Raw genomic sequence first — 14,684 nt, 5'->3', positions numbered from 1 at the left:
AGAATAGATGAGACTTGTCGTATCCACGATGAAAGACGAAGGGCCGTTTATTCTTGAGTGGATCGCCTATTATCTTTCGATCGGGTTCACGCATTTCATTGTCAGTTCGAACGATTGTTCGGATGGAACCGATGCCATCCTCAAACGCTGCGAAGAGCTTGGGTTTCTGGCTCATATCGATAATCCTGGGCCTTGGGAACACGGTCCGCAGGCCTCTGCCTACACAAATGCGATGAAGCATCCCTGGTACAAAGAAGCCGAGTGGATCATGGTCTGCGATGTGGATGAGTTTTTTGACATCCGCATCGGCGATGGCACTCTCGATGACTTGTTCCAGGCTCAGCCCAATGCCGACGGGTTTGCAGCGCTATGGCAGTTGTTTGGGCACAACGGGGTCGTCGATTTTGAAGATCGTTTTGTGATCGAACAATTCACCAAAGCTTGCGATTTGGGTGCGGTTCTGCCGCAGAACCTGCGCGCGTTTAAGTCCCTGATCCGAAACAACGGGTCTTATCATTCTCTAAACACACACCGTCCGCGTGGGCCCGTTGGGAATAAAGCAGAGAGTTTCGCCTGGATTGATGGCGATGGGGATCCCTTGCCGCCTGCGATGCGGCGTAGGGGGTGGGCCTTTTCAACAACCGGCGCAGGGTTCGGGGGCAGCCTGTTTCGGATGAACCACTATGCTGTGCGATCGATCGAAAGCTATTTGATGAAACGCGTCCGCGGCGACGTGAACACCACAGCCTTTCACCCAAAGATGGAGACAACCGGACAGGCCTACTGGCATCTACACTGCTACAACGAAGTCGAAGAAACTTCGATCCTGTCGAAAGTTGCGCGTCTTCGCGAAACCTACGATCGACTACGTTCAGACGATGAATTGGATACGTTACACCTACAGGCAGTGGCGTTCCATAAGAACCGGATCGGCGCAATTCGAGAAACTGAGGCCGCCATTGGTTTTGTTAAGAAGTATAAAAGCTTCAAGGGCGGCCAGAATGTAAAGGCCCTTGATCTGGGCGTCGTCGAAGAGGCCAATGTGTCTTTCGATCCGGAAACTTACAAAGATCCGAATGTTACCTTTGCCCAGGTCGCCAAGTGGAATCGCATCGGGCAGATGTCAAACGCACAAAACTCCAAGCCGAACAACTACCCTTGGTTCGTGCGGCTGGACGCGTTGGACACACCTTTCGTGCATGAACAAGCAGCTGCATTACATGCGCAGATCACTGAGCCAACGCAGGTTTCCGTGCCCTTTGATCCAAAGGACATAAGCCATCTTCCGGCTGTTTCGCCCGAGATTGAAAGGACCGCCAAGCAGCGACGCAGTTTTCTCAAATCAATCAGTGGCAAGAAATCCTGGGTCCTGATCGGGCAGGTTGAAACCGAAATTGTTGAGGAAATATTGGCGCTGACATCTGTCTCGAAACTTTCGATACTGGCGCCATGGGGGCTGACGTGGAACGGTTTCGCCTGTGCCGATACAACGCAAAATCCCGAACTGCAGGCGTTGGATCGCGCGTTCTATGCATTTCTGGAGTATTTTCGCGAACCCATTCTGTCTGGTCGATTGCGCGTCTATCGGGCGATGCCGCCCTTGATGCTCAAGCTGTTTCCGGTTGAATCCGTAGGAGTGGCAGTAATCAGAGGCGTCCGGTCCGAGCGGGTTATGAATGGTTTGCTGCGCAGGATTGACCGTGTGCTGGCCCCTGGGGGTAGCATCGCCTTCACCACCTATCGCCGTCGCGGGGGTGGTTCATATGGCGGGATGAATGCGGCGATCAACACATTTCTGGGGCAGAATGCCAGCCGATACAGGATAACCAGCCTGCAACCACCGTGGCTTGGGATCGACAAATTACCACCACTTAACGCAGAAGAGACTTAGCTTCTGGTTCTTGAAGGGCTGGCGTGATAACGATGGCTCAACGAACAAAAACGGGTTCTGTGCAAGGCTTAAACCCGTCTGCGATGTGAGGTCGAGATGTCAGAAGAACCCAAGGTGATTGGCGTAGCGCCGGGAAGCCAGCCCAAACCCAAGGCGGACAAGGCGACCAAGCGCAAGAACTCGAAAGAGGCGATCCGGCGGACCTTTCTGTCCCGCTTGCCCAAAGGTGGGGTCGCGGTTGAGATCGGTGTCTGGCAGGGGGAGTTTTCTCCGACCATACTGAAGCTGTTGGAACCCAGTCAGTTGTTCCTGATCGACCCTTGGAAACATATCGGGGAAGAGTCGCACACAACTGCCTTTGTCGGTCGGACCGAAGACGAGAAGATGGAAGCCATCTTCCAGAAGGTTAAAAAGTCGTTTGAGAAAGAGATCGAAGACGGGAAGGTTGGCATTATACGCGACTTCTCAGTCCCGGCTCTGAACCTGTTCGATGATGAAAGCATATCCTTTGCCTATGTGGACGGGGATCATTCTTACGAAGGTGTTTCGGCGGATCTGGCTGCGCTGTTTCCCAAGATGAAGATTGGCGGCATCATGGCATTCGACGACTACCATCGCCGCGGCTGGTGGGGGGATGGGGTCATACGCGCCGTGAACGAATTCCTGGGTCAGTATCCAAGGCATCTGCGCATCAGAGCCATTGCGGGTGCGCAAATTGCGATCGAGAAAATCGAACCTCAGGTCGATAGTAAGGACTGATCTGGCCACGTATTGAGACCGAGCGCATCAGATGCAAAACCCTGAGAAAATCGTCATCTCGGCCATGAAAAATGAAGGGCCTTACATCCTTGAATGGGTGGCCCATCATAAGGTGCTCGGCTTTGACAACATCATCGTCTACACCAACGATTGTTCGGACGGGACAAACCGTATCCTGCGACGGTTGCAAGAGCTTGGGCATGTCGAATTTCGACGCAACCGGGTCGGCGCCGGAGGAATTCACCGATCAGCCCTCAGGCAGGCGCGTCGATTGCCCGCAGTGAAAGAGGCCAAGTGGGTTTATGTCTGCGATGCCGACGAGTTTCTGAATATCCATGTGGGCAACAATAAGGTTGACGATCTGATCGAGGCGACTCCCGACGTGGATGTGATCTCGATCCCCTGGAAGATATTCTCGAATAGCGGTCGGCACATACTGCGCGATTCCCCTGTTACGGCGCAGTTCGATGACGGTGAATTGGATTTTGAGCAGGGCGGGGCCGGGCGTCGTTTTGTGAAGTCGATTTTCCGGCAAGGCGAGTTTTATAATCGTTTCGGTCTGCACAACCCACATCCCAGACCCGAATTCCAGTCCAGCGTATTCCGGTCCGTGGCGGGTGGGCATGCCAGAGAGCCCGCACCTTTCGGCAACCATGTTTCGCCGCCATTTGGGTTTGAAATTGCACAGATCAACCACTATGCTGTGCGTTCAACACAGGCGTATCTGGCCAAGCGTAGCCGTGGACGGGCAAATCATTCGTCTCATACACTTGGAACCGACTATTGGGATCGCTGGAACCGAGGCGGCTCCAAGGACGAAACCATCCTGCGTTATCAGGACGAAACGGCCGAGATATTGGAGCAGTTCAAATCAGACGAAACCCTTCAGCGATTGCATCGTAAGGCATTCCGTTGGCATAAGGATCTGATCTCGAACCTGATGCAGATCCCAGAGTATGAGCAGCTATATCAACGGCTTGTGGAAAAACCCGCCGCAAGTTTTGTAAAGCAGGATCGCGGCGTGCGCGACCGCGTCACAAGCGAAAACGTGCAGCGCCCGTCTGGCCTAAACCAACCGGAAATGTGACCTAAGACCCCGGAGTATCAACGCAATGGTTGTCGACCCCAAGCTCCCGACGATTGGAATGCTCTGGTTGGAAGGCCCGCTGAGCTTTCTTGAGCAGATGTGTCTTCTGTCTTTCGTTGCGAATGGGCACAAGGTGGTACTGTTCCATTATGGCGAGGTCGAGAACGTCCCCGAAGGTATTGAATTGGTTTCAGCAAATGAGATTCATGAGCCCAAACAGTTCATAGTGAACAACACGTTCAATACGCCAGTTCCGCAATCTGACATTTTCAGACTGCAACTGTTGAAGAAAACCGATTTCCTTTGGTGCGATACGGATGTGATCGCGTTGGCGCCGATACCAAAAGCGGATCATATCTTCGGCTATTTCAACAATACGACGATCTGCAATGCGATCATGCGGCTGCCGCAAGACAGCCCGGCCTTGCAGGGCTATACTGAATACAGCCTCGATCCGTTCCCAATTCGACCTTGGGTTGAAGGAGAAGAACGAGAAGAGTTGGAGCGTCAGAAACGGGCCGGCGAGCTGCCCCACGCGTCGGAACAGGCTCATAGTGTCTATGGACCGGGCGTGTTGACATGGTTCCTTCAACATCATGGCGAAATCGAGCACGCAAGCCCTGTATCTGTGTTCTATCCGCTTCCATTTCGTCAAACGGGCCAGGCGAACGACATTCCTGCGCGCGAGTTTCGCAACAAGTATCTGACCGACGAAACCCTTGCGGTACATCTATGGGGTCGCAGGATGAGGTGGTGGGTCGCCAACGGGATCAAACGTCATTCGTTCCTGGATCGTCGCCTGCGCGGGCTGGGCGTCAGCCCAGCGGACGCACCATTGCCGCGAAAGGGTAGAGATGCGCCTAAGAAGATCGAGTTTCCGGGCGATCTGCCCGAATTACGCGTTAGCAAGGAAGAGATTAGCGCATCCACAAACGGCGTGATGTCTGTTGCTCAGGTTTCTAATTCAGAACAATACTTGAAAGTGGCGCAACTTGAGCTGGATAAGATCAAAGAACGTGATCTATATGGTGTGAACGGCGCGCCCCAAGCGGGTTATCAACGCGGCTGGGATCACTACCAAAACGATGTATCCCGAATGCATGCTTTATCGATGTCCCTGTCGCGATTTGCAAATAACCAACGCTATTTGCCGGACTTGTCCAACCCAATGACCGTGACTGAAAAACTCTTGGTCATGAAATTGTTCGCCGAGATGCCCGTAGTATCTGCCGCCGACAAACTGACGGCAGAAGGCTATGTTCCTGAACCTGCCCAAGGTCTTCTTACACCGGTCAAGCGGTACTGGAACTCTCCAACGCCGGAATTGCCCGAAGATCTTGATCTGGAACCGGGTAGCTACTGGCTCAAATGCAACAACGGCCAGGGTCAGAACCATCGTATGATCTGGCCCACGAGCGATGAAGAGCGCGCCCTGGCCAATGAAAAGCTTGTGAATTGGAGCAAGAAGCCTGTGCCTCACGGTTACTGGGCGGCCGAATGGTGGTATTCAACCATCGACACGCGGTATTTTATAGAAGAAGACCTCGCCGCTGAAGGAGAGGATATCATCGACTGGAAATTCTGGGTTGTTGCCGGGCGGGTTCAGCTGGTTCAGGTCGACCGGGACCGCTCGCGCGGGCATGTGCAGATGATCCACGACCGGGATTTCAACTTTATTCCCAAAGAGTTGTACTTCAAGACCAGCGAAGATACCGAGCCAAAGCCAGAACGCTATCACGATATGGTGCGGATCGCCGAAGCCATTGGCCAACGGGTCGAGTTCGCAAGGGTCGACCTCTATGCGATTGGCGACAAGATTTACCTAGGTGAAATCACGCTCTGTCCGTTTGGCGGGAAACGTCAGATGCGCACGCCAGAGCTTGACACTCAGTTGGGCGATGCGTGGACGGGCACGCGACTGTTCCCGAACTAAAGCAACACCGTTTTAGTCTACGGATATCCTTTGCCGCAGGTTACCGGTTGTCTTGTCGAAGATCAGAATGCGGTTGTCGTCGGTTACGACCGCATACCAGTTGCTGCCAATCGTGACCGCCTGCGCGCGTGCCCCATCGGGCAATTCGACCTGATCGGGCAGGGTGGGAGTGCGGTCCGATAGGCGGATGACAATCAGTGCGAATGTCACTAGAACCCCGCCAATCATCACCGCGGTCAGCAGCATGACCATGCGCCGCAGCAATCGCAATTGCGGCGTCTCTTGCGGTTCGTCTTGGGGGTCGGAAGGAACAGTCATGGGCACCCGCCAGATAGAGTTTCAGATCGCGGTCGATCCGCCGCCTCGTCTTGATAAGGCGCTTTCGCGTGATGTGCCAGCCGATGAAAGCCTGTCGCGCACGCGTCTGGTGCGTTTGATTGAAGATGGTGCGGTGTCCATTGACGGTGCCACGATTCTCGATCCGAAATATAAAGTGCTCGAAGGCGCTGCGGTGGCCATCTCGGTTGTCGAAGCCGAAGACAGCCATATCGGCCCCGAGGACATTCCGCTGGAGATTGTCTATGAGGACGCAGACCTGATCGTGATCAACAAACCGGCAGGCATGGTGGTGCATCCGGCGCCGGGCTCGCCCAATGGGACACTGGTCAACGCTCTGTTGCACCATTGCGGCGACGATCTCTCTGGGGTCGGTGGTGTCAAGCGCCCCGGTATCGTTCATAGAATAGATAAAGAAACCAGTGGTTTGCTGGTCGTAGCTAAATCAGATGCCGCGCATCACGGGTTGGCCGCCCAATTCGAGGCGCATAGTGTCGAGCGTTATTATCGCGCCATCTGCTACGGGGTGCCGGATGCCAACGATCCGCGACTGCGCGGGGTAAAAGGCGTCAGCTTCGAGCCGGGCAACATCATGCGTTTGACCACGCAACTGGCGCGGCACAAGACGGACCGACAAAGGCAGGCCGTGCTGTTCCATGGCGGGCGTCATGCCGTCACCCGGGCACGGGTGGTCGAGAGTTTTGGCAATCCCGCCGGGCTGGCCCTGATCGAATGCTGGCTGGAAACCGGTCGCACACATCAGATCAGGGTGCATATGGCCCATGCCGGGCACGGGCTGGTGGGCGATCCGGTCTATGGCGGTAAGCGCAAACTTGCGGCCAAAGCCTTCAGCGCCATGACTGCCGAGGCCGTACGCGCCTTTCCACGACAGGCGCTGCATGCTGCTGTTTTGGGCTTTGAGCACCCTGTAACGGGTGAAAACCTGCGGTTTGAGGCCGAATTGCCAGAAGATATGCGGAATTTGATCGACACTCTGCGCACACCGCTGACATAATCCGCAAACTGTTGTGAGTAAGGGTTTCTTATCTTTCCTTTACCAAAGCTTAATTCCAAACTGTTAACGGTACCTCTTGAAAGGCGTGGGTTCCTTACCTATCTCCTATGTTAAAGAAGTAAACATTTGTCGGAGGGACATCATATATGGCAAATTACGCAAATCTCCCCGCACCGACGCCCGAGGGCGGCCTGAACCGCTATATGCAGGAAATCCGCAAATTTCCTCTGCTGGAGCCGGAAGAAGAATACATGCTCGCCAAGCGTTGGGTGGAAGAGCAAGATACTGAAGCCGCGCATAAAATGGTCACGTCGCATCTGCGTCTGGCGGCCAAGATCGCTATGGGTTATCGCGGCTATGGTCTGCCGCAGGCCGAAGTGATTTCCGAAGCAAATGTGGGCCTGATGCAGGCCGTGAAAAAGTTCGATCCGGAAAAAGGTTTCCGGCTGGCGACCTATGCGATGTGGTGGATTCGCGCTTCGATCCAGGAATACGTTCTGCGGTCATGGTCGATGGTCAAGCTGGGCACCACCTCGGCGCAGAAAAAGCTGTTCTTTAATCTGCGCAAGGCCAAGGCACGTATCGGTGCGCTTGAGGAAGGAGACCTGCGGCCGGAAAACGTCAAACAGATCGCCGAAGATCTGGGCGTTACAGAAGAAGAAGTGATCAGCATGAACCGCCGGATGTCCGGTGGTGACGCCTCGCTGAACGCGACCGTCGGGTCCGAAGGCGAAGGTACAATGCAGTGGCAGGATTGGCTTGAGGATGAAGATGCAGACCAGGCCGGCGACTATGAGGCCCGTGATGAGTTGCACGCACGGCGAGAGCTTCTGGCAGCGGCATTGGAGGTGCTGAATGATCGGGAAAAAGACATCCTGACACAGCGCCGTCTGATGGATCAGGCCGTCACGCTTGAAGAACTGAGCACGCAGTACAATGTAAGCCGCGAACGCATTCGCCAGATCGAAGTGCGCGCCTTTGAAAAGCTGCAGAAGAAGATGCGCGAACTGGCCCGCGAAAAGGGCATGCTCAGTACGACCTAAGAGTACATTGAATGTAGATCGAGCCGGCTCAACCCCGTTGAGCCGGTTTTCTTTTGGCTGATCGGATGGAAAGCCGCATGACAGCACCGCCATCTCCCGCTAAATAGAAAGCAACTATGATTGCGCTAACGGGAGGGGAAAATGCAGAATCCGGTTCGATGGGGCGTTCTTGGCGCCTCGAAATTCGCGCAACAGTATCTGGCCCCTGCGATCCACGCAGCGGACGGCGCACAGCTTTATGGGCTTGCGACTTCGGAGCCGACGAAGGCCGCCCCGTTTCAGGCGTTCTGCCCTGACCTGAATATCTATAACAGCTACGATGCAATCCTAGCGGACCCTCGGGTTGATGCTGTCTACATCCCTTTGCCAAATCACATGCATGTGGAATGGAGCCTGAAGGCACTGGATGCTGGCAAGCACGTTCTGTGTGAAAAACCGATGACCATGCGCGCCGCAGAGTTCGACGCCTTGATCGACAAACGCGACCAGACCGGTCTGTTGGCGGCTGAGGCCTATATGATTGTCCACCATCCGCAGTGGCAGCTGGTGCGCAAACTGATCGCTGACGGGGCCATCGGCAAACTGGTGCACGTGACCGGCGCGTTCAGCTTTGATAATCGCGCGGATACTGGAAACATCCGCAACAAGGCGGAAACGGGCGGCGGCGGCCTGCGGGATATTGGCGTCTATGTGATCGGCTCGGCGCGGTTTGCAACGGGGCAGGAACCCTACGGCGTTCAATCCGCCATCCGTTGGCAAAACGACATCGACATCTTCACTGAAATCCGAGCGCAGTTCCCTGATTTCACCTATTCGGCCTATGTCTCGATCCGGATGCACCCGCATCAGGAGATGGTGTTTCACGGTGAAGGCGGCGTGATCCGCCTGACCGCCCCGTTCAACGCGCGGGTCTTTGGCGAGGCTCGGGTGGAACTGCACCGCCCCGGGCTTGAGGTGCAGGTCACGCGCTTTCCGGGCGATGATCACTATAAGCTGCAGATTGAGGCGTTCTGCCGGTCGGTGCGCGACGGTGCCGATTACCCTTGCCCGCTGGAATTCTCGCACGGGACGCAACGGATGATTGATCAGGTCTTTGATGGGGCCGTGGCCCTGTAACTTGCCTTACCTGCTGGCTTGGTTATCCTGACCGCCTTGAACACAGGAGAGACCCCATGGCAGGCGGTTGGGCACGCGACGGCGCGGTAAACGAACAGATCGAGGCGTCGATATCGGACGAGCTGGCCCGGATGCAGGCGCAAAAGCGACCTGTGGGTGAAAGCCTGACTCATTGTGCGGAGTGCGAGGAACCGATCCCCGAAAAACGACGCGCCGCCTTGCCGGGCGTGAAACTGTGCCTGGATTGCCAGCAGGAGCGGGATGGGGCGTTCAAGGCGCCCGGTGGGATCAATCGACGCGGGTCCAAGGATAGTCAGTTGAGGTGAGGTTGGTTTGGCTGCTTTGAGCCCATATTGACGCCGTTGCTACAGTGCGGCGAATGTCCGCTTTCCTGCCGCCATAAAGGCGCCACATGAACTTTCTAGTTTCGCGAGCGACCCATTTTGAGAAGAACATATGAGCAATTTTTCGATCCCCTTGACTTTGATCTTTTTCATTCTGCTTGGAAGCACCGCATCGGCTGAAGAGCTTTATTCCATTGCGTCGGGTAGCCCGGTCGGCAACCTTGACGCGTTTCAAGAATGCGATGATTGCCCAGAGATGGTCGTTCTCCCGATGGGAATATTTCAAATGGGCTCGTCATTGAGTGAAGCAAATGCTGCGAGGCTGCGGTTTTTTCTAAACACAAACAGCGACCCGACACACTACCTTGAGAAGCTTCGGAGTGCCTATTTACATCTTGGCATCAACCCCGATCAACCGGAGCCCGGACTGCTCAAATATTACGAAAGTGGCAATATCATTCGCACGGAAGACCCGCAATATTCGGGCAATCCCTTTCTCCACGAACTACCACAGCATCGTGTTTCAATTGATATGCCGATTGCCATGGGCCGGAATGAAGTCACACGTGAAGAATGGGCAGCTTGCGTTCAAGACGGCGCTTGTGAGCAGAACCAACACGACGTATCGCAATACGCTTACGTTGCTTGTGAAAAAAATGCCAACTGTTTGCCCACCCCGGATGCACGTATCAGATTTCGCCTCCCGAATGGCCCGCACGCTACGCACCCAAGGAGCCCGATGACCGGCCTTACGTATCCTGAGATGGAGACATATACGAATTGGCTCAATGAAAAAGTGGGTGCAGAAGTTTACCGCCTTCCGACAGAGGCGGAGTGGGAGTATGCGGCACGCGCTGGATCATCTACACAGTTCGCACAAGGCGATACGCTCACTTTGCAGCAGGCGAATTTCCTCGTTTACAGCGTCGATATTGTCGACGGCTCTCCGGTATGGAATTACGAGCTTGGCAGTGCGCGGGAGCTTCTCCCTGTCGATGACCTTGATGCAGCAAATCACTGGGGTCTACGACATATGTCTGGCAACGCCTCAGAACGAACAAGCACTTGCGGGGAAGGTCCTCACCGCAAACTCGCATCATCAAGCGAGTACTTGGACGCTGACGAGGATCAAGTAGAATGTGCACGTGCCATAAAAGGCGGATTTTATGCTGGCAACGTCGAACTGGCGCGTCCTGCACGCCGCACCTCAAGACCGGGCGATAGCTGGTCGCCATGGATCGGGTTTCGAGTGGTGCGTGATTTGGCACCGATGCGGTGAAGCCGCCATTCAAACTGTCGCGCGTAACGTCCGCTTCGTCCGCGAAGCGGACAAAGCGATTATTGGCCTGTCCTGATTCAGCTTTCCATCGCTTCCAACTCGTCAATAAAGCCCGAGATCATCGACAGGCCCTTGTCCCAGAATTTCGGGTCGCTGGCATCCAGTCCAAATGGGGCGAGCAGGTCCTTGTGGTGTTTCGACCCACCAGCGCGCAGCATGTCGAAATACTTGTCCTCGAACCCCTCAGCGCCGCTTTCGTAGACTGAATAAAGTGCGTTCACGAGGCCGTCTCCAAACGCATAGGCGTAGACGTAGAAGGGGGAGTGCACGAAATGGGGGATGTAAGCCCAGAACGTTTCATACCCTTCCATGAACTCGAATGACGGCCCGAGGCTTTCCGCCTGAACGCTCATCCACAGGGCGTTGATGTCGTCCGGGGTCAGTTCGCCCTCGCGGCGGGCAGCGTGCAGCTTGCATTCGAAATCGTAGAAGGCGATCTGGCGGACGACCGTGTTGATCATGTCCTCGACCTTGCCGGCCAGCAGCACCTTGCGCTGTTCCTTGGTTTCGGCCTTGTCCAGCATTTTGCGGAAAGTCAGCATTTCACCAAACACGCTAGCGGTCTCGGCCAGTGTCAGCGGGGTCGAGGACAGCATCTCGCCCTGATCTGCCGCCAGTACCTGATGGACACCATGGCCCAGCTCATGCGCCAGGGTCATTACGTCGCGCGGTTTGCCCAGATAGTTGAGCATCACGTAGGGGTGCACGTCAGTCACGGTGGGGTGCGCAAAGGCACCGGGCGCTTTACCCGGCTTCACCGCCGCGTCGATCCAACCTTTTGAGAAGAAGGGTGAGGCGATCTCTCCCATACGCGGATCAAACGCATTGTAGGCGTCCATAACGGTCTTTTCGGCCTCATCCCAGCCAACGATGCGGGTGTCTTCCATCGGCAAGGGCGCGTTGCGATCCCAGACCTGCATGACGTCCAGACCCAGCCACTTGCGTTTCAACTCATAGTACCGATGACTCAGCTTGGGGTAGGCGGCCACAACTGCTTCGCGTAGGGCCTCGACCACTTCGGGTTCCACATCGTTCGACAGATGGCGACCGGTCTGCGCGGTTGGCATGTTGCGCCAGCGGTCGACGATTTCCTTTTCCTTAGCTTGCGTGTTGTGCACACGGGCGAAGGTTTTGATGTTGACCTGAAACACCGATGCCAGTTCACGCGCCGCCGCCTCGCGCTTGCTGCGATCCTGCTCGGTCAGCAGGTTCAGAGTGCCTTCGATGTTCAGTTCTTCGCCGTCAACGTCAAAGGTCAGACCCGCAATGGTCTCGTCGAACAGGCGTTCCCAGGCATCGCCAACAACGCCCAGATCGTGCAGGAATTTCTCCAATTCGTCAGATAGTTGATAAGGCTTCATCGCACGGATGCGACGGAAGACCGGCTCGTACCGCGCCAGATCAGCATTGGCTGCGAAATGCGCTTTGAGCACATCATCGTCGATGCGGTTGAGTTCGAGCGTGAAAAACACCAGTGGGGTGGTAAAGACGGTGATCTTTTCCTGCATGTCCGACAGGAATTTCGCGCGATCCGCATCGGTGGTCAATTGGTAGTAGCGCAGACCAGCGAAGGACATGATCCGCCCGGCAATTGCGTTGATCTTTTCATTACGCAAAACACAGGTTAGCAGGCCATCGGCGCTTAGGTCGGTCAGCTTGCCTTCGTAGTCTGATGCGAAAGAGGCGCATTCGCCATCTAACCAATCCAGATCTCGCGCCAGTTCAGGCGCGTCTTCTGAGGCATAAAGGTCGCTCAGATCCCATTCCGGCAGGTTGCCCAGGTTATCGGTGCCACTGACAGCGTTTGCATCACGGACGGGAAAGGGAAGGTCGCGCATAGATCACCTTTTGAAACTGCTTTGGCAAACATCTAGGGCTGCCGCGCCGGGATCACAAGCGGACAGTTGGCGCATTGGGGCTCAACTCGGCCCAAGTTGCGCCCTACGATTGGTGTGACAGAAAATGAGCCGCCAGCTGATCCAGCACCGGACCACGCACATCAGGCGCTTCCATCAGCACTTCGTGTTCACCATCGGGGATCTCAACCAGCGTACCGTTCGGCCAGTTTGCCATTCGGGCGCGGATCGCCTTGCGGTCCACGATTTGTTCGTGGCTGCCCAGGAAGGTCAGGCAAGGTGTATCAGGGGCAGGCTCATCCATCAGCCAGGCGCATTCTGTTAATGCCTCGCGCAGCCACCGATTGGACGGGGCGCCAAGTGACAGATCGGGATGTGCGGTCAGCTGATCCTGCATCATCTTGAACATCGCGGGATCGCGGGTCAGCACATTGTCCTGAAATGGTTGCGACAGCACATAGCTTTCCAATGAAGTTGTTGGCGGCGTCCGTCCGCCCAGGCCAAGTGCAGTGCCCCAATAGGCCGTCAAACGACTGAGCGGCTTCATGACAGGGGTAAAGAATATGCCCCACATCGGGCCGGTGAAGGCACAGGCGGCAAAGCATCCTTGCTCGACAACCGCGCGAAACCCGATGGCCCCGCCCATCGAATGCCCGATCACATACCAGGGTTTCGGCAGGTCAAGCTGCGTGGCCAGATCAATGACGGCCTGCACGTCATGCTGATAGTCCGGGAAACGGTCCACATGGCCAATGCGGGGGTTGTCCAGCAACCGATCTGCCAAGCCCTGACCGCGCCAGTCAACAGCCAGCATGGCGAACCCGCGTTCAGAAAACTCCGCAGCGGTGCTGCCGTATTTTTCAATATATTCGGTGCGGCCTGGAAACATAAATACCGTGCCGTTTGCATCGCCCTGAGGCCGCCAATGGCCCATGCGAATGCGGGGCCCGTCCGTCGTCTGCAACCAATGAGCCGCACCACCGGCGGGACCGCCGGCCACATCTTCGAAAAAGGGGGCCGGCGACAGTTTCATCAGGCCAGCACCGAGGCGAGCTTCATGGCGACGCCCATGTCACCATCTACGCTCAGCTTGCCGGACATGAATGCGCCCGTGGGGTTCAGCGCGCCGCTGAGAATCTCCTGAAACGTATCGGCATCGGCGCTTAGGGTGACGTCTGCTTCGTCATCGCTGATGCGCGCACCGTCCGAATCGAGAATGATTGCGCCCAGATCGGCAATTGCAAATTTGGCCGAGGCGTCAAAGTCGCCACCCGCCAGTTTTTCATTCAGCGCGGATACGGCTGCTTCCAAAGTGTCGCTCATGGTGCTCCTCATTTTGTTTGTGCGCCGTGAATGGACATCCCCGGTCGCAACGCTACACTGAGCATTGTTATGGGCATTGCAACAAACAATCTCAAAGGTACCGTTGCGGCAATCGCGCTGCTAGTCATGATTTCCGGAACTTGCGTCGCGCAAGAGGCCGATTCCCGGGATGAGACTCAGTTGTTACAGCAACTGGCTCAATCAACGCCGCAGCAGGCAATTGGTTTGGATCGGCAGCTTCAGGCGCTTTGGTCGCAATCTGGTTCGGCCTCGGCGGACCTGTTGTTAGAGCGCGGGCGAGAGGCGCTGGATGATGGGGATGTCGAAACCGCCATTGAGCATCTGACAGCCCTGACAGATCACGCCCCTGATTTCGCCGAAGGCTGGCATGTGCGAGCGTCAGCGTTTTTTGGGCAGGAACGGTTCGGCATGGCTGCAGCCGATTTGGAATATGCGCTGACCCTGAACCCCAATAACTACGATGCTATCTATGGTCTGGGTCTGATCTTTGAGGTTGTGGGCAAGCCCGAGCGTGCATTCGATGCCTATCAGCGTGCACTGGCTATACATCCCCATCACGAAGAAGTAACCAATGCGGTGAATCGACTAAAGCCTCAGGTCGAAGGCTCAGCTCTCTGAGAC

The 14,684-nt window shown here is 55.7% G+C and carries 14 protein-coding genes; 10 read left to right on the top strand and 4 right to left on the bottom strand.

Annotation, left to right across the window (positions count from 1 at the left end; genetic code table 11):
• Positions 1-7 precede the first annotated feature (7 nt).
• The 4 genes from ACR0JE_RS01705 (at position 8) to ACR0JE_RS01690 (ending at position 5,670) form a co-directional block, all read left to right on the top strand.
• The gene (locus ACR0JE_RS01705; protein WP_480862532.1) at positions 8-1,891 is read left to right on the top strand and encodes a glycosyltransferase family 2 protein; all 1,884 of its coding nucleotides are present in this window, start codon (positions 8-10) and stop codon (positions 1,889-1,891) included.
• 96 nt (positions 1,892-1,987) lie between these two features.
• On the top strand, positions 1,988-2,650 hold the full coding sequence (locus ACR0JE_RS01700) for a class I SAM-dependent methyltransferase (protein ID WP_353007850.1): 663 nt from the start codon (positions 1,988-1,990) through the stop codon (positions 2,648-2,650).
• Positions 2,651-2,681: 31 nt separating this feature from the next.
• Positions 2,682-3,737 carry a glycosyltransferase family 2 protein gene (locus tag ACR0JE_RS01695; protein ID WP_480862530.1) on the top strand — a complete coding sequence of 352 codons (1,056 nt, stop codon included), beginning with the start codon at positions 2,682-2,684 and terminating at the stop codon, positions 3,735-3,737.
• A gap of 25 nt (positions 3,738-3,762) precedes the next feature.
• The gene (locus tag ACR0JE_RS01690; RefSeq protein ID WP_480862528.1) at positions 3,763-5,670 is read left to right on the top strand and encodes an ATP-grasp fold amidoligase family protein; all 1,908 of its coding nucleotides are present in this window, start codon (positions 3,763-3,765) and stop codon (positions 5,668-5,670) included.
• Positions 5,671-5,682: 12 nt separating this feature from the next.
• Here the strand turns inward: ACR0JE_RS01690 and ACR0JE_RS01685 are convergent, their stop codons facing one another.
• Complete coding sequence (locus ACR0JE_RS01685) at positions 5,683-5,988, bottom strand: DUF6476 family protein (protein ID WP_480862527.1); 306 nt, start codon at positions 5,986-5,988, stop codon at positions 5,683-5,685.
• Between ACR0JE_RS01685 and ACR0JE_RS01680 the strand changes: the two genes are divergently transcribed.
• The 5 genes from ACR0JE_RS01680 (at position 5,987) to ACR0JE_RS01660 (ending at position 10,803) form a co-directional block, all read left to right on the top strand.
• Positions 5,987-7,021, top strand: coding sequence for an RluA family pseudouridine synthase (locus ACR0JE_RS01680; RefSeq protein ID WP_480862525.1), 1,035 nt, complete (start codon positions 5,987-5,989; stop codon positions 7,019-7,021). The genes ACR0JE_RS01685 and ACR0JE_RS01680 overlap by 2 nt on opposite strands.
• A gap of 146 nt (positions 7,022-7,167) precedes the next feature.
• Complete coding sequence (gene rpoH / locus ACR0JE_RS01675; RefSeq protein ID WP_480541160.1) at positions 7,168-8,064, top strand: RNA polymerase sigma factor RpoH; 897 nt, start codon at positions 7,168-7,170, stop codon at positions 8,062-8,064.
• Positions 8,065-8,205: 141 nt separating this feature from the next.
• Positions 8,206-9,180, top strand: coding sequence for a Gfo/Idh/MocA family protein (locus tag ACR0JE_RS01670; RefSeq protein ID WP_480862523.1), 975 nt, complete (start codon positions 8,206-8,208; stop codon positions 9,178-9,180).
• A gap of 56 nt (positions 9,181-9,236) precedes the next feature.
• The gene (locus tag ACR0JE_RS01665) at positions 9,237-9,506 is read left to right on the top strand and encodes a DksA/TraR family C4-type zinc finger protein (RefSeq protein WP_480862521.1); all 270 of its coding nucleotides are present in this window, start codon (positions 9,237-9,239) and stop codon (positions 9,504-9,506) included.
• Between the two features lie 130 nt (positions 9,507-9,636).
• Positions 9,637-10,803, top strand: a complete 1,167-nt coding sequence (locus ACR0JE_RS01660) for a formylglycine-generating enzyme family protein (RefSeq protein ID WP_480862519.1) — start codon at positions 9,637-9,639, stop codon at positions 10,801-10,803.
• A 77-nt stretch (positions 10,804-10,880) separates the two neighbouring features.
• Here the strand turns inward: ACR0JE_RS01660 and ACR0JE_RS01655 are convergent, their stop codons facing one another.
• The 3 genes from ACR0JE_RS01655 to ACR0JE_RS01645 all read right to left on the bottom strand — a co-directional run bounded on the left by ACR0JE_RS01655 (position 10,881) and on the right by ACR0JE_RS01645 (position 14,042).
• Positions 10,881-12,701 carry a M3 family oligoendopeptidase gene (locus ACR0JE_RS01655; RefSeq protein ID WP_480862517.1) on the bottom strand — a complete coding sequence of 607 codons (1,821 nt, stop codon included), beginning with the start codon at positions 12,699-12,701 and terminating at the stop codon, positions 10,881-10,883.
• A gap of 103 nt (positions 12,702-12,804) precedes the next feature.
• Complete coding sequence (locus tag ACR0JE_RS01650) at positions 12,805-13,752, bottom strand: alpha/beta hydrolase (RefSeq protein ID WP_480862515.1); 948 nt, start codon at positions 13,750-13,752, stop codon at positions 12,805-12,807.
• A complete protein-coding gene (locus ACR0JE_RS01645; RefSeq protein WP_480548969.1) occupies positions 13,752-14,042 on the bottom strand; it encodes an SCP2 sterol-binding domain-containing protein in 291 nt (96 codons plus the stop codon). The genes ACR0JE_RS01650 and ACR0JE_RS01645 overlap by 1 nt, the downstream gene beginning before the upstream one ends.
• Before the next feature lie 69 nt (positions 14,043-14,111).
• Between ACR0JE_RS01645 and ACR0JE_RS01640 the strand changes: the two genes are divergently transcribed.
• Positions 14,112-14,681 (top strand): tetratricopeptide repeat protein, encoded by a 570-nt coding sequence (locus tag ACR0JE_RS01640; RefSeq protein ID WP_480541172.1) that lies wholly within the window; start codon positions 14,112-14,114, stop codon positions 14,679-14,681.
• The last annotated feature ends 3 nt before the right edge of the window (positions 14,682-14,684 follow it).

The sequence above is a fragment of the Ruegeria sp. H3 genome (assembly GCF_056533095.1).
The sequence above is the reverse complement of the archived record's forward strand: the minus strand, read 5'-3'. Positions and strand labels throughout refer to the sequence as shown.